Below are 15974 nucleotides of genomic sequence, written 5' to 3' on the forward strand. Positions count from 1 at the left end.
ACACTCACTGACAATCCAACGAGCCGAATCGGTCATAGCAACGCAAACTTCGCAAACGCGACAACGAGCGCCGCCGGGCGCGGCTACACCGAGCCAGGTGTCGGTTCGGGCTGAGACGCCGGGTGTTTCCGGCTTCGTGCACTGTCCGCCCCTGGGATGAGCTGTCGGACCAGCGACTGGATCCGCGGTGCGCAGGTACGCTCCCAGGAGAGCTCCTCCCGGGCCCGCGGGGCGGCCCGGTTGACCGCGCCGCATGTATCCCCGGCGTTGGCGATCAGATCGCCAATCGCCCGGGCGAAGAGTTCCGGGCGATCGGCGGGAACGCACTGCCCCACCGCCGACGCCGCCATGAAGCGGCGCGCGGCGGGCAGGTCGGATGTGACGATCGCCAGGCCCATGCTCGCGTACTCGTAGAACTTGGAGTTGACCGAAAGCCTCGCCTCCCCTACGTCCTGCATCATCGATAGCCCGATCCCACAGGTGGCAAGCAGACCGGCGACCTCGTGCGCCGGCACCAGGTCGAGCATCGTCAGATTCGCCGGTCGGCCGGCCCGGGCCAACGACGCCGTGAAGCGCCGCCGATCCGCCTCGGACGGAAAACGCGAGATCGCCAGCAGTTCCACGTCCGGCGCGATCTGTGCCAGCTCCACCGCCAGGTGGACGAGCACGTCGGCGCCGTACTGGGTGGTCAGATTGCCGGTGTGGATCACACGCCGCAGCAGGTCGGGAGTGAGTTCCCGAGCCGGATGGTGAAACGCTTCCGTCGACGGATAGTTCGGCGTGGCGATGGCCGGTACGCCACACGCGCGGAACCGCTCCGCCAGTTCCTCGCTGACCGCGTTCGCCGCGCCGAGGCGGACGGCGTGACGCCGTTCCACCCCGGCCACGAGGTGCTTCGCTGTTCGTTGCACCCAGGTGGGGGCGGCGAACCGTTCGGAGTAGTACTCCGGGTAGTACTCGTGAACGTCGTAGAGCACTGGCCGGTCGGTACGCCGGGCCCAGCGGCGAGCATGCGCCAACAGGTAGTAGTCGTGGATGTGCCACGCGTCCGCGTCCAGTTCGCGAGCGAGAGCCGCAACCCGGGGTACCAGCCGGAGCCGGTCCCGGAAGGACCGCACTTCGGGAAGCCGGGTCTCGCTGACCCGGGCGTGCGGGCGGGCGTCTCCGGGCTCACCGCCCAGCCAGATGAAATGGATGTCGAACCCGGCGTCGAGGATCGGTTGGGCGCAACGGAGCACCCGGCGATCTCCGACGGGATGGACCGTCGGCACACAAATGGTCTGGCCGAGTCGAGGTACGGTTGGCGCACGCATCCGCCATCGATCGGTCACGATCTGGTCAGCTACCTCAGTCATCTGTCCGTCTCCCCGGGTCGACGTCGAATCCTGATATCTGCCGCGCGCCTGATCTGCGCCGCGCCTGTCATGAGACCGGCTCTGGTAGGCGCCCGTTCGGCGCGGAAGTCCTCGTGCCGACAGGTGCGGCGGGCAGCGGCGCGGGGTGGAGCGCCGCCCGGGACAGCAGGACGTGGGCGGCGTAGGACACGACCATCGCGATAGAGAACAGTGCGATGCCCTCCTGCCAGCTCAGCCAGCCGGACAGGACTGGGAGAAAGGCCGCGACGGTCACTGAGAACCGTGCGAGGTCCCACATCAGCTGCTGACGATTGCGGCCCACGCCGGACAGGGTCTGACTTAGCGGCGCCACCGCGAACTGGCTGATGAGGAATGGGGTGAGAAGCGCCAGCATGCTGCTCGCCCCCGACCACTGCGGACCGAACACCTTCGGCGCGGCGAGGTAGACAGCGAAGCTGAGGCCGGTCAGTAGGACTCCCCCGGCCAGCAGAAGACCAAGGAGGGCACGGTCGTAGGTGGCGCGGGCCCGCGCCGGAGCGTGGCGCAGTTGATGGGCGATCTCGCCGTACAGGACGGGCATCAGAGCCTGACCGAACAGCGCCGACGGCAATGCTCCGACACGAAGGGCGACCGCCAGGTCAGCGGCGGCGGCGCTGCCGACGAACGCTCCGGCGAAGAACAGCGGCAGGTTCATGGTCAAGCCGTTGATCAGGCTTGCCGGAGCGGAAGCAACCATGAATCCACGGTGCCGGCGCAGTACGTCGCGAGCACCGGCGACGCCATCCGCCGTCGACCTCTTCGACCGGAGGAGCAGAACGGCCGCTCCGTAGCCGACGGCGGTAGCCGCCAGAAGCATGGCGGGGGTGCGACTGACCGACCCGAGTCCGACCTGCAAGGCGCCCTGCGCGAAGGCGGTGAGCAGCTTCGCCCAGGCGACCAGGCCGTATTTTCGGTCCCTCACCCGCGCGTAGGTCAGCGTCCCGGAGATGCCGACCGTAGCCGTCAACGCCCCGAGCGCCAGCATCTCGAGGAAGCGAACGCGGTCAAGGTTGCCGAGGACCGCACACCATAGGATTCCGGCAACCGACGCCCCTGCTCCCGCCGCAGCGTTCAGGCGCATCGCCGTTCGTAGCAGCACCCTGGCGTCGCCAGCGATCGCCGTGGTGGCGGCCACGTCAAGTCGCAGGGCGCTGACACCGCCGATCAGCGCGGCCACTGCGGCGAGCGTGGCGTATCGCCCGAACACGGACGGCGGATAGAGCCGCGCTACGAGCATCATCGCGACGAGATTCAGCAGCTGGGCCATCGCCAGGATCAGCGCAACTCTGACCCGGTCCGCGCTGATCCCGAGCGACCTTCGGCGTAGCCCTATCACGGAATTGGCAGCCTGCTACGGACCCCGATCGGCGGCCGGCTGGGATGCTCCAGCCCGGAGCGGCCGATGCTCTCTCGGCCGTGCCGTCCCCACCGCCCACGGGCGGCGAGGATGACCGCTGCCAACACCCACACCATCAGGTTCCCGTTGAGGTCGGAGCTGGACATCGAATTGATGACGGCAAAGACCAGCACAGGAACGACCGCGAAGGTGGAGGGGTCGACGCCACGCGATCGGAGGACGTGGACGACGGACACCGCCAACAGCAACAGACCACCGAGCGCAACTACTCCGCCTTCCGAAGCCACCTCGAGCGCCAGGTTGTGCGGATAGATGATGTCCTCGCGACCCGGTACCACCATCAGCAGTCCGGGAGGCACCACCGAACCGAAGTCTCCCCAGCCAACCCCCAACGGGTGCCGGAGCACCGCGTCCAGCGCGATGCGCCCCAGCTCGAGCCGGGCTTCCGATGAATCGTCCATCGGGCCCCCGCGGAGAACATCGAATCGGGAGGCGACGCTCAGCGGCAACATCGACGAACTGATGAGGTAGACGAGCAGACCACCGAGCGCTGCGACGGGCAGCAACGATCGCCAACGAGAGCCACGGTTGAGGCAAGCAACCACGGCGATGCCGGCGCCGGCCAACGCGACAACCGGTCCCCGTGCACCTGTCATGATCAGCGGCACGGTGAGTATCGCGGCCGCGACCAACGCCACCAACCTCCAGCGACGAACGATCAACCCGAGACAGAGCAGACTCACCGCGCCGAGGCCGATGATTCGTGCGGTGGTGATCGCGACGCTTCCCGTCAGTACGACCGCGTCTCTAACCTGGTACGCGGGATTGGGGCGGGCTACAGCCACGACTGCGACCAACACGCCCAGCGCGGCAGCGGCCCAGAGGAGGGCGACCCGCCGCGCCGGTCGATCGATGACGACAAGCGCGCCGAATACGAGGGCGGCGGTCACCGTCAACATTTGGATGACCTTGTATGACGAGTACGGGCCGAAGGAGGTCAGCGCCATCGCGGGCATGAACGAAGCCAGCAGCAGGACGAACGGACCCAGCCCGGGCGGGGCGCGGAACCTTCTTCGCGCCCATCCGGCGATCACCAGAAGCAGCACGAGCCCAAGATCCAGGTACAGGAACAGATGATTGCCCGGCGAGGTGTTCCCGATGGGCGCTCCGTCGATAGAGGTCGACTCCCGCATGCCGTCGAAGGCGATCGCCGCGGGCAGACCCACGAAGGGCAAAACCACGACGACATCACGCAGTGTGACTCGACGTCCATCCAGGCGGACACCACTCTTTTCCTTGCGGGTGGAGTCGATCAAGATCTCGTCGTCACGGACCGACGGCACTCGCAAGGCGGCACCGAACCTCGAATCCAACGTCACGCGTGCGCCCCAACCGATGAAGCCGAATCTGGCAGACGTCTGCCCTGGTCAGGCTGCATCGCTCCACGGTCCGGCAGCCTCGTCCGATAAACGAGGGCTGCGCGGATTGGTCACGAGCATCATGCGGCCGCCCGCCGGATCGCGCGATGGCCGGGCCGGGCCGGGCGGCACAGCAGGGGGACGGCGGCATCCATCGTCAGGCGTCTACCGATACGGGTCAGCCGACGATCGGCTCGGCCCGGCGCTGGGGTCGTGCGGCCACCTGGGCCCGCAGCGGAACGTGCGTCTGGTGCCACGCGACTGTGGCAGCGAGCCCCTCGGCGAGCGGTACGGCTGCCGCCTGCGGAAACAACTGTCGCATGAGACGGTTGTCCGCCTCGGAGTGCAGGATGTCTCCCGTCCGGGCCGGCGCGTACCGCCGGGCGACCGGTCGACCGAGGATCAGTTCGAGCTCGGTCAGCACCGAGTGCAGGTCGGTCCGGGCGCCGAAGGCCAGGTTCACGGGTTGGGGCTGGTGCACGTGCCGGCGAACGGCGTCGAGGATGACCTCGCAGACCGTGTCCACGTAGGTGAAGTCCCGGCTCTGGTGGCCGTCACCGTGGATGACCACCGGCTCGTCATGCAGGGCGGCGTGCACGAACTGGGGGATGACCGCCGCGTACGCGTGGTCGTGGCGCTGGCCCGGGCCGTAGACGTTGAAGAGGCGGAAGGCGAGGGTGGGTAGGCCGTAGCAGGCCTGGTACGCGGAAGCGTACGCCTCGGTGGCGAGCTTGCCCGCGGCGTACGGGCTGAGCGGGCTGGTCCAGGTCAACTCGCTCTTCGGCAGCTCGGGATTGGCGCCGTAGACCGATGACGACGAGGCCAGCACGACGTGCCGGACCCCTTCCCGGCGGGCGGCCTCCAGGACGGAGAGCGTGCCGGTGGCGTTGATGCCGTGCGCGGCGATCGGCTCCCGGATCGAACCGGGCACGCTGGACATCGCGGCCAGGTGAACGACCACGTCGCGGCCCGCCATGGCACGGGACAGCCGGGCCTCGTCCAGGATGGAGCCTTCGCGCAGCTCCACGTCGAGCCCGGCCAGGTTCGACCTGCTGCCCGTGGAGAGGTCGTCGAGCACCCGGATGTCGGTGACGGCCGGGTCCGCCGAGGCGATCCGGACCAGGTTCGCGCCGATGAACCCCGCTCCCCCGGTGATCAGCAATCGCATCCCGAACCTTCCCCTTCCGCGCATCCCCCTGTCGTCCGCGGCAGCGGGGCGGGCGCCCGTGAGGACAGCGGACCGTACGGTGCACCAGCCATCTGGAGGTCGGCGTGGATGCCGCAGCATGCCATCGGTGTACCGCCCTCCTGCCGACGAACCCTGATGTCAGCTTAGAGGGCAATCCTTCGGTTTTATCCGATTCTTCCCGGCCACGTCGGCGCGGCCCCGGCCGGGCGGCCACATGATCGCCCAGCACTCGGCACCCCCGCCCGCGTCGTCGTGCCCGGTTTACCCGCCTTGTCCCCGGTCCTGTGGTGAGCTGTACCGGTGGCGGGGTATGTGTTCGGGCTGGTGCTGCATCCCACCCGGGACGTCTCCGAGGTGGTCGGGATCATCGACCGGTGGGCGGTCCGGCACGGCAAGACGCTGGCCGTCCGCGCCGAGGACCGGCACCGGGTCCCGTCGTCGGTGCAGCCGGTCCCGGGGCCGGAGCTGGCCGCCCGCTCGGACGCCTTGATCAGCATCGGCGGGGACGGCACCATGCTGGGCGCGCTGCGCGCGGCGGTGCACGACCCGAAGCCGGTGCTCGGGGTGCACCTGGGCCGGGTCGGCTTCCTGGTCGAGGTGGAGCCGCCGGACCTGCCGCGGGCGCTGGACCGCCTGGTGGCGCACGACTTCACCATCGAGTCGCACGCCTGCCTGGCCTGCGACGTCTGCGGGGACGACGTGGTGGCGTTCAACGACGTCGCCCTGGTCCGCCAGCCGGGCCTGGGCTTCGTCACCGCCAGCCTCGCCGTCGACGGCCAGGAGTACGGCTACTACCGCTGCGACGCCCTGGTGGTGAGCACGCCGACCGGCTCGACCGCGTACAGCTACGCCGCCGGCGGACCGCTGGTGTCGCCCGCCACCCAGGCGGTGGTGGTGACGCCCTCCGCGCCCATGTCGGGCATCTCCCGATCGGTGGTGTTCTCCCCCGAGGAGAGGATCCGGCTCGACCTCCGGCCCAGTTCGGCGCCGGTGGCTGTCGAGGTCGACGGCCTCGTGATCCGCGACGCCGCCACGGAGGGCGCGGTGGAGGCCCGGTACGTCCGCGACGCCGGCCTGGTCGTCCGGCTCGATCCCCGCCGCTACCAGGAGCGCAGCCAGCTCAAGCTCAGCCTGCTCGACCTGCCGCTGCTGCCCGACCAGCTCCGGGAGCTGCTGCCCGAGGAGCTGCGCGAGCAGCTCAACCGGCGCGAGCTGGCCCCACCCCGCTGACCAGGGACGGGCCGCCGAACCGGAGCCCGCCGCCGGCCCGGAGGGGGTCGCGTCGCCGCCGGACGGGAGCCCGCCGCCGGGCGGGAGCAGCCCGCTCGGCCAGCCGCGACGAGCGCCGGGACGGGCGTCAGCCCTTCGACAGCACCGCGTCGACCAGGGCCTTGGCCTCCTCCTGGATCCGGGCCAGGTGCTCCGGGCCCTGGAACGACTCGGCGTAGATCTTGTAGACGTCCTCGGTCCCGGACGGCCGGGCGGCGAACCAGCCCGACTCGGTGGTCACCTTCAGCCCCCCGATCGGGGCGCCGTTGCCGGGGGCGGTGGTGAGGATGGCCGTGATCGGCTCGCCGGCCAGCTCGGTCGCGGTCACCTGCTCCGGGGAGAGCTTGCCGAGGACGGCCTTCTCCTCGCGGCTGGCCGGGGCGTCGATGCGGGCGTACGCGGGCGCGCCGAAGCGCTCGGCCAGCTCGGCCCAGTGCTGGCTGGGGCTGCGCCCGGTGGTGGCGATGATCTCCGCGGCGAGCAGGCAGAGCAGGATGCCGTCCTTGTCGGTGGTCCAGGTGCTGCCGTCCCGGCGCAGGAAGGACGCGCCGGCGCTCTCCTCGCCGCCGAACCCGACCGCCCCGTCGAGCAGGCCGGGCACGAACCACTTGAAGCCGACCGGCACCTCCAGCAGCGGGCGCCCCAGGTCGGCGGCGACCCGGTCGATCATGGAGGAGGAGACCAGGGTCTTGCCGACCGCCGCCGCGGGCCCCCACTGGTCCCTGGTCCGGAACAGGTGGCCGATCGCCACCGCCAGGTAGTGGTTGGGGTTCATCAGGCCACCGTCCGGGGTGACGATGCCGTGCCGGTCGGCGTCGGCGTCGTTGCCGGTGGAGACCTGAAACCGGTCGCGGGCGGCGATCAGCGAGGCCATGGCGTTCGGCGAGGAGCAGTCCATCCGGATCTTGCCGTCGCCGTCGAGGGTCATGAACCGCCAGGTCGGGTCGACGGTCGGGTTGATGACCGTCAGGTCGAGCCGGTGCCGCTCGGCGATCTCGCCCCAGTACGCCACGCTCGCCCCGCCCATCGGGTCGGCGCCGATGCAGACCCCGGCGTCGCGGATCGCGGCGATGTCCAGCACGGCCGGCAGGTCGTCGACGTACCGGGCCAGGAAGTCGTACTCCCCGGTGGTGTCGGCGGCCCGGGCCCGCGCGTACGGGAGGCGCTTCACCTCCTTGAGCCCGGCGGCGAGGATGGCGTTCGCGCGGTCCTGGATCCACTTGGTGACGTCGGTGTCGGCGGGCCCGCCGTGGGTGGGGTTGTACTTGAAGCCACCGTCGTCGGGTGGGTTGTGCGACGGGGTGATCACGATGCCGTCGGCGAGGCCGGCGCTGCGCCCGCGGTTGTGGGTGAGGATGGCGTGCGACAGCGCCGGGGTGGGCGTGTAGCCGTCGCGGCTGTCCAGCAGCACGGTGACCTCGTTGGCGGCGAGCACCTCCAGCGCGTCGACCGCCGCCGGGGCGGAGAGCGCGTGGGTGTCCCGGGCGAGGAACAACGGGCCGTCCAGGCCCCGCTCCCGCCGGTAGTCGCAGAGCGCCTGGGTGACGGCGAGGATGTGGTCGGAGTTGAAAGCGTTCTTCAGGCTGGACCCGCGATGGCCGGAGGTGCCGAAGGAGACCTGCTGCGCCGGGTCCGCCGGATCGGGGTGCGCGGCGTAGTAGGCGGTGACCAGCCGGGGTACGTCGACCAGGTCGGCGGGCTCGGCGGGCTGGCCGGCGCGGGGGTGGGCCACTGCGGGGTCCTCCTTGCGAGTTCGGGCGGTCAGGGCTCGACAGTCTGGCCCTTGCCGATGACCACGATGCCGCTGTCGGAGACGGTGTAACGCTGGCGGTCCTTCTCCAGGTCGACGCCGATCTCGGCGCCCTCCGGGACGTAGACGTTCTTGTCCAGGATGGCCCTTCGGACCACCGCGTGTCGGCCGATCTCGACACCCTCCATGAGCACCGCGCCGTCCACGTGCGCCCAGGAGTGGACCTTCACCTTCGGCGAGACGATCGAGTTCTCCACCAGCGAGCCCGAGATCACCGACCCGGGCGAGATCAACGAGCCGACCGCCCGGCCGACCCGCTCCCCCCAGGCGTGGACGAACTTGGCCGGCGGGTAGGGCGGCTGGTTGCTGTAGATCGGCCAGTCGAAGTTGTAGAGGTTGAACACCGGGTGGACGTTGATCAGGTCCATGTGGGCGTCGTAGAACGAGTCGAGCGTTCCCACGTCCCGCCAGTAGCCGCGGTCCCGGTCCGTGCTGCCGGGCACCTCGTTGTCCTTGAAGTCGTAGACGTTGGCCTCGCCCCGCTCGACCAGCATCGGGATGATGCTGCCGCCCATGTCGTGCTTGCTGCTCTTGTCCTCGGCGTCGTGCTCGACGGCGTCGATCAGGGCCTTCGTGGTGAAGACGTAGTTGCCCATCGAGGCGTAGATCTGGTCCGGTGCGTCGGGCAGCCCCACCGCGTCGGTGGGCTTCTCGCGGAACGCCCGGATCCGCCGGCCGTCCTCGCCGACCTCGATCACGCCGAACTGGTTCGCCGTCGACAGCGGCTGGCGGATGCCCGCCACGGTGACCGCGGCGCCCGAGGCGATGTGGTCCTCCACCATCTGCCGCGGGTCCATCCGGTAGATGTGGTCCGCGCCGAAGACGATCACATAGTCCGGCTGCTCGTCGTAGATCAGGTTGAAGCTCTGGTAGATCGCGTCGGCCGAGCCGGCGAACCACCAGGGGCCGCGGCGCTGCTGCGCCGGCACCGGCGTGACGTAGTTGCCGAGCATGGTCGACATGCGCCACGTCGTGGTGATGTGCCGGTCCAGCGAGTGGGACTTGTACTGGGTCAACACGACGATCCGGAGGTAGCCGGCGTTCGCCAGGTTGGAGAGGACGAAGTCGACCATGCGGTACATCCCACCGAAGGGGACGGCGGGCTTCGCCCGGTCGGTGGTGAGGGGCATCAGGCGCTTGCCCTCCCCGCCGGCCAGGACGATCGCGAGCACCTTGGCAGCCATGCTCAGACGCTATCGATCCTGCCCCGACTTCACCACTCGTACGGGCACAGTTCCGCGCCGGGTGCGCGGCGGGCTTCTGCACTAGGGTGCCGGTCATGACGGATTCCGCTCGGCTGCGCGTTGATCTGCTCACCCGGGAGTACCCGCCGGAGGTGTACGGCGGGGCCGGGGTGCACGTCGAGTACCTGGCGCGCGAGCTGCGCGGCCTCGCCGACGTGCGGGTGCACTGCTTCGGCGCGCCGCGCGACGAGCCCGGCGTCACCGCATACGCCGAGCCGGCCGAACTGGCCGGCGCGAACCCGGCGCTGCGGACCATGGGCGTCGACCTGGAGATGGCGGCCGGCTGCGCCGGCACCGACGTGGTGCACAGCCACACCTGGTACGCCAACCTGGCCGGGCACACCGCGAAGCTGCTGTACGGGGTGCCGCACGTGGTCACCGCGCACAGCCTGGAGCCGCTGCGCCCGTGGAAGGCCGAACAGCTCGGTGGCGGGTACGCCCTCTCCTCCTGGTGCGAGCGCACGGCGGTGGAGGCCGCCGACGCGGTGATCGCGGTCAGCGAGGGGATGCGGCGGGACGTGCTGATGGCCTACCCCGCGGTGAACCCGGACCGGGTGCGGGTGGTCTACAACGGCATCGACACCGGGCAGTACACCCCGGACCACGGCACCGACGTGGTGGACCGGCTCGGCATCGACCCGTCCCGCCCCAGCGTGGTCTACGTCGGGCGGATCACCCGGCAAAAGGGCCTGCCCTATCTGCTGCGGGCGGCCCGGGAGCTGCCCGCCGACACCCAGCTCGTGCTGCTCGCCGGCGCCCCCGACACCGCGGACATCGCGGCCGAGGTGGAGGAACTGGTCGCCGAGCTGAAGGCCACCCGCTCCGGGGTGGTCTGGGTGGCCGCGATGCTGCCCAAGCACGAGGTGATCCAGGTGCTCACCCACGCCACGATCTTCGCCTGCCCGTCCGTGTACGAGCCGATGGGCATCGTCAACCTGGAGGCGATGGCCTGCGAGACGGCCGTGGTGGCGACCGCCACCGGCGGCATCCCCGAGGTGGTCATCGACGGCGAGACCGGGCTGCTGGTGCCGATCGACCAGGCCTCCGACGGCAGCGGCCGGCCGCTGGATCCGGAACGGTTCGTGGCCGACCTGGCGGCCCGGCTCAACGAACTGCTGGCCGACCCGGCGCGCACCGCCGAGTTCGGCCGGGCCGGGCGGCGGAGGGCGGTGGAGCACTTCTCCTGGGACTCGATCGCGCGGCGGACGCTGGAGGTGTACCGGTCGGTGGGCGCCGCCGGCTGACACGCCGGTCAGGTGCCGGGCGAGATCAACGCCAGCTTCGGGAAGTACGTACGGTACCGGCCACCGTCCCGGGTCAACAGGCGGTATCCGCATACCGCCGCATGGGCTCCGATGTAGAAGTCAGCGATCGGTGAACGCTTGGTGCCGCCCTGCGCGCGGTACCGCGCGTACGCCTTGCCGGCCAGGAAGCCCGCCGGATACGGCAGTTCCTCGCGCAGGAAGTCGGCGGCCGGCAGCGCTTCGTCAAGTTCCTCGATGGTGGCGAAGCGCACCGACACCTCGGCGTACACGATCGGATTAATGACCAGAGCACCGGCGTCCCGGGCGGCAGCCAGGGCGTCGCCCGACCACTCCGCCCAGCTCGGGTCCTCGGTGAAGATGTCCAGCAGGACGTTGGTGTCGACCAGAGTGGTGGCCGAGTCACCCGCTCGGGCGGCGACGGCCCGGACCCGCTCACTCGCCACGGAGCAGTTCCATCAACTCGTCCGTGGACATCCCCTCGGCCGCTCGGGCCCCACCACGCCCGCGCATGTGGCGGACCAGGCGTTGCCCCCGGGTTTCGGCGCCGCTCACCCGCACGATCCGCAACGCGCCGCCCTCCTCGACGACGTCGACCTCGTCGCCCTCGTGCAGCCCGTACCGGGCGCGCAGGGCGGCGGGGATGGTGACCTGACCTTTGCTGTTCAGCTTCATCGCGGCCCCTTCTGACACGTAATACATATGGTACGTGTCAGGGCCTACCCATGGGCCCGACGGGTAAAGCACGTCTCGACCCGAGCGCGAAGCGATCTCGCGCAGTAGGTTGAACCGGTGACTGGACGGTTCCCGATCGAAGACGTCTCCCCCGTCGTCTCCTGCGGTCGCTACCCGGCCAAGGCCGTGGTGGACGAACTCGTACCGGTGTCGGCCCGCGCCTACCGCGAGGGACACGACGCCCTCGGCTGCAACGTGGTCTGGCTCGGCCCGGACGGCGCGGCCCGCCCATTCACCCGGCTGCGGCCCGGCGAGCCCGGCCAGGACCGCTGGCACGCCACCATCCGCCCGGACGCGGTCGGCACCTGGCGATTCGCCGTCGAGGCGTTCCACGATCCGTACCTGACCTGGCAGAACGCGGTCACCAAGAAGCTCGCCGCCGGCCAGGGCCCGGCCGAGCTGGCCAACGACCTGGCCGAGGGCGCCCGGGTGCTGGAGGCGGCGCTGGAGCTGGTGCCGGCGGCCGACCGGGCGCGGGTGCGGGCGGCGGCGGTCGCGCTGCGCGCCGACGACCTGGAGCTGCGCCGGCGGGTCGGCCCGGCGCTCGACCTGGCCGGGCTGCTCTGGGACCACCCGGTCCGGGAGCTGGTCACCACCGGCGACGAGTACCAGCTCTGGGTGGACCGGCCCCGGGCGCTCTACTCCGCCTGGTACGAGTTCTTCCCCCGCTCCGAGGGCGCCATCCCGGCCACCGTGGACGCGCCGGCCCAGTCAGGCACCTTCGGCACCGCCGTCGACCGGCTCCCCGGGGTCGCGGCGATGGGCTTCGACGTGCTCTACCTACCGCCGATCCATCCGATCGGCCGGGTCAACCGCAAGGGCCGCAACAACTCGCTCACCGCCGGGCCGGACGACGTCGGCTCGCCATGGGCGATCGGCGCCGCCGAGGGCGGCCACGACGCCATCCACCCCGACCTGGGTACGCCGGAGGACTTCCGCGCCTTCCTCGCCGCCGCCGCCGAGCAGGGCCTGGAGGTGGCGATGGACCTGGCGTTGCAGTGCGCCCCGGACCACCCGTGGGTGACCGAGCACCCGGAGTGGTTCACCACCCGGGCCGACGGCAGCATCGCGTACGCGGAGAACCCGCCGAAGAAGTACCAGGACATCTATCCGCTGAACTTCGACAACGACCCGGCGGGCATCCGGGCGGAGATCCTGCGGGTGGTGCTGCACTGGGTCGGCGAGGGGATCCGGATCTTCCGGGTCGACAACCCGCACACCAAGCCGTTCGACTTCTGGCACTGGCTGATCTGGGAGGTCAAGCAGGTCGACCCGGACGTGCTCTTCCTCGCCGAGGCGTTCACCCGCCCGGCGATCATGCACGGCCTCGGCAAGATCGGCTTCACCCAGTCGTACACGTACTTCACCTGGCGCACCAGCCCGGCGGAGATGCGGGCGTACTGCGAGGAGCTGGTCGCGGCGGCCGACTACATGCGACCGAACTTCTGGCCCAACACGCCGGACATCCTGCACGAGTCCCTCCAGCACGGCGGCCCGCCGATGTTCAAGATCCGGGCGGTGCTGGCCGCGCTGCTCTCCCCCTCCTGGGGCATGTACGCCGGCTTCGAGCTCTTCGAACACGTCGCCCGCCCCGGCGCCGAGGAGTACCTGGACAACGAGAAGTACGAGCTGCGCCCCCGGGACTGGGCCGACGCCGAGGCGCACGGCCGCTCTCTCGCCCCGTTCATCACCATCCTCAACCGGGTACGCCGCAACAACCCCGCGCTGCACCGGCTGCGCAACCTGCGCTTCCACGACATCGACAACCCGGCGCTGCTCTGCTGGTCCAAGCGCGACCCGGACACCGGCAACACCGTGCTGGTGATCTGCTCGTTCGACTCCCGCGCCGTGCAGTGGGGCAACACCACCCTGGACATGCCGGCGCTCGGCCTCGACTGGCACGACCGGTTCACCGTCCACGACGAGCTGACCGGGGTCAGCTACGACTGGGGGCAGCGCAACGCCGTCCGGCTCGACCCGTACCTGCAATCCGCGCACGTCTTCACCGTGCGGCGCACCGCCGCGCCGGCCGCACCGGACCCAGCGAACCCGGCGGCGCCCGACCTGACCGTCGAGGACGTGCCCGCCGACCTGTCCGGCGGCACCGCCCCGACCGCACCGGCCGTGGAGGATGACGAACGATGGAGCAGCTGATCTCCGGCCAGGCGCACGACCCGCACGCCGTGCTCGGCGCGCATCCGGCGGCCGGGCGCACCACCATCCGGACCCTGCGGCGCGGCGCGACCGACGTGGCCGTGCTCGCCGGCGACGAACGGCACCCGATGAAGCGGGTGCACGACGTCGGCGTCTTCGAGGCCGTGCTGCCCGGCGAGGTGCTCGACTACCGGGTCGAGGTCGACGGCACGGTGCACGACGACCCGTACCGCCACCCGCCCACGCTGGGCGAGCTGGACCTGCACCTCATCGGCGAGGGGCGGCACGAGCGGCTCTGGGAGGCGCTCGGCGCCCGGGTGTTCGACGAGGGCGTGGCCTTCACCGTCTGGGCGCCGAACGCCCGGGGGGTGCGGGTGGTCGGCGACTTCACCGGCTGGGCGCCCGACGACGGCTGGCCGATGCGTTCGCTCGGCGCCAGCGGGGTGTGGGAGATCTTCGTGCCGGGCGTGCCGGTCGGCGCCCGCTACAAGTACCGGATCCTCGGCGCCGACGGGCACTGGCGGGACAAGGCCGACCCGCTGGCCGCGCGCACCGAGGTGCCGCCGGCAACCGCCTCGGTGGTGCACCACTGCACGTACGAGTGGGGCGACGCGGCCTGGCTGGCGCGCCGGGCGAAGCGGCGACCGCACCAGGAGCCGATGAGCGTGTACGAGGTGCACCTCGGCTCCTGGCGGCCGGGCCTCGGCTACCGCGACCTCGCCGAGCAGCTCACCGAGTACGTGACCACCATGGGCTTCACTCACGTGGAGTTCCTGCCGGTGATGGAGCACCCGTTCGGCGGCTCCTGGGGCTACCAGGTCACCGGCTACTACGCCCCCACCGCCCGGTTCGGCGACCCGGACGACTTCCGCTACCTGGTGGACCGGCTGCACCAGGCCGGCATCGGCGTGCTCCTCGACTGGGTGCCGGCCCACTTCCCGCGCGACGAGTGGGCCCTGGGCCGCTTCGACGGCACCCCGCTCTACGAGCACCCCGACCCGCGCCGCGGCGAGCACCCCGACTGGGGCACGTACGTCTTCGACTTCGGCCGCCGGGAGGTGCGCAACTTCCTGGTGGCGAACGCGCTCTACTGGTGCGAGCAGTTCCACGCCGACGGGCTGCGGGTCGACGCGGTCGCCTCGATGCTCTACCTGGACTACTCCCGGCAGGAGGGCCAGTGGGTGCCCAACGTGCACGGCGGCCGGGAGAACCTGGAGGCCATCGCGTTCCTCCAGGAGGCCAACGCCACCGTCTACAAGCACCACCCGGGGGTGGTGATGGTCGCCGAGGAGTCCACCGCCTGGCCGGGTGTCACCCGCCCGACGGCTGAGGGCGGGCTGGGCTTCGGCTTCAAGTGGAACATGGGCTGGATGCACGACACCCTGCTCTACACCTCGAAGGACCCGATCTACCGGCAGCACCACCACCATCAGCTCACCTTCTCCCTCGCGTACGCGTGGAGCGAGAACTACGTGCTGCCGATCAGCCACGACGAGGTGGTGCATGGCAAGGGGTCGCTGGCCGGCAAGATGCCCGGCGACACCTGGCAGCAGCTGGCCAACGTCCGGGCACTGCTGGCGTACATGTGGGCGCACCCTGGCAAGCAGTTGCTCTTCATGGGCTGCGAGCTGGCCGACGACCGGGAGTGGAGCGAGGAGCGCGGCCTCGACTGGTACCTGCTGCACGACCCGGCGCGGGCCGGCGTGCAGCGCCTGGTCGGCGATCTGAACCGCGTCTACCGGGCCACCCCGGCGCTGTGGGCGCAGGACACCGACCCGGCCGGCTTCCGCTGGATCGCCGGGGACGACGTCGCCAACAACACCGTCTCGTTCGTGCGGATCGCCCCGGACGGCGCCACCCTGGTCTGCGTGGCGAACTTCTCCGCCCGACCGTTGGAGGGCTACCGGATCGGCCTGCCGGCCAGCGGCACCTGGACCGAGGTGATCAACACAGACGCCCACCACTACGGCGGGTCGGGCGTGGGCAACCTGGGCGCGGTGCACGCGGAGAGCGTCCCCTGGCACGGGCTGGCGGCGTCCGCGACGCTGCGGGTGCCCCCGCTCGGCGCCCTCTGGCTCCGCCGCGACTGAGAACGCTCCGAACAGGCCTTGTCAGGCATCCCTCCTTGTCGATAGCGTGCTC

General features: G+C 70.7%; 12 protein-coding genes. 4 read left to right on the plus strand and 8 right to left on the minus strand.

The features are described 5' to 3' along the window. Window positions 1-83 precede the first annotated feature (83 nt). From A6A27_RS38800 to A6A27_RS38815, 4 genes are all read right to left on the minus strand, one after another. Window positions 84-1355, minus strand: coding sequence for a glycosyltransferase family 4 protein (locus A6A27_RS38800; RefSeq protein WP_083673203.1), 1272 nt, complete (start codon window positions 1353-1355; stop codon window positions 84-86). 67 nt (window positions 1356-1422) lie between these two features. Then, window positions 1423-2661, minus strand: coding sequence for a lipopolysaccharide biosynthesis protein (locus A6A27_RS38805; protein ID WP_143194408.1), 1239 nt, complete (start codon window positions 2659-2661; stop codon window positions 1423-1425). Between the two features lie 65 nt (window positions 2662-2726). Continuing rightward, the gene (locus tag A6A27_RS38810; RefSeq protein ID WP_143194409.1) at window positions 2727-4130 is read right to left on the minus strand and encodes an O-antigen ligase family protein; all 1404 of its coding nucleotides are present in this window, start codon (window positions 4128-4130) and stop codon (window positions 2727-2729) included. A 217-nt stretch (window positions 4131-4347) separates the two neighbouring features. After that, window positions 4348-5337, minus strand: coding sequence for an NAD-dependent epimerase/dehydratase family protein (locus A6A27_RS38815; protein WP_073839632.1), 990 nt, complete (start codon window positions 5335-5337; stop codon window positions 4348-4350). A 321-nt stretch (window positions 5338-5658) separates the two neighbouring features. Here A6A27_RS38815 and A6A27_RS38820 point away from each other — a divergent pair, with 321 nt between their 5' ends. Further along, the gene (locus A6A27_RS38820) at window positions 5659-6588 is read left to right on the plus strand and encodes an NAD(+)/NADH kinase (protein WP_073839633.1); all 930 of its coding nucleotides are present in this window, start codon (window positions 5659-5661) and stop codon (window positions 6586-6588) included. A 127-nt stretch (window positions 6589-6715) separates the two neighbouring features. On the opposite strand, the gene pgm is transcribed toward A6A27_RS38820, so the two are convergent. Then, window positions 6716-8359, minus strand: coding sequence for a phosphoglucomutase (alpha-D-glucose-1,6-bisphosphate-dependent) (gene pgm / locus A6A27_RS38825; protein WP_073839634.1), 1644 nt, complete (start codon window positions 8357-8359; stop codon window positions 6716-6718). Window positions 8360-8388: 29 nt separating this feature from the next. After that, entirely contained in the window at window positions 8389-9621 is a 1233-nt protein-coding gene (gene glgC / locus A6A27_RS38830) for a glucose-1-phosphate adenylyltransferase (protein WP_073839635.1), read from the minus strand. A 95-nt stretch (window positions 9622-9716) separates the two neighbouring features. Between glgC and glgA the strand changes: the two genes are divergently transcribed. Next, complete coding sequence (gene glgA / locus A6A27_RS38835) at window positions 9717-10925, plus strand: glycogen synthase (protein WP_073839636.1); 1209 nt, start codon at window positions 9717-9719, stop codon at window positions 10923-10925. 8 nt (window positions 10926-10933) lie between these two features. On the opposite strand, the gene A6A27_RS38840 is transcribed toward glgA, so the two are convergent. Then, on the minus strand, window positions 10934-11389 hold the full coding sequence (locus A6A27_RS38840; RefSeq protein WP_073839637.1) for a type II toxin-antitoxin system VapC family toxin: 456 nt from the start codon (window positions 11387-11389) through the stop codon (window positions 10934-10936). Next, window positions 11379-11618 carry an AbrB/MazE/SpoVT family DNA-binding domain-containing protein gene (locus A6A27_RS38845; RefSeq protein ID WP_073839703.1) on the minus strand — a complete coding sequence of 80 codons (240 nt, stop codon included), beginning with the start codon at window positions 11616-11618 and terminating at the stop codon, window positions 11379-11381. The genes A6A27_RS38840 and A6A27_RS38845 overlap by 11 nt, the downstream gene beginning before the upstream one ends. Window positions 11619-11735: 117 nt before the next feature. Between A6A27_RS38845 and A6A27_RS38850 the strand changes: the two genes are divergently transcribed. Further along, on the plus strand, window positions 11736-13832 hold the full coding sequence (locus A6A27_RS38850; protein ID WP_073839638.1) for an alpha-1,4-glucan--maltose-1-phosphate maltosyltransferase: 2097 nt from the start codon (window positions 11736-11738) through the stop codon (window positions 13830-13832). Next, window positions 13820-15922: a 1,4-alpha-glucan branching protein GlgB gene (gene glgB / locus A6A27_RS38855; protein WP_073839639.1), complete on the plus strand. Its 2103-nt coding sequence runs from the start codon at window positions 13820-13822 to the stop codon at window positions 15920-15922. Before A6A27_RS38850 ends, glgB begins: the two co-directional genes overlap by 13 nt. Window positions 15923-15974: the final 52 nt, after the last annotated feature.

Source organism: Micromonospora sp. CB01531 (genome assembly GCF_001905095.1).
Lineage (GTDB): Bacteria > Actinomycetota > Actinomycetes > Mycobacteriales > Micromonosporaceae > Micromonospora.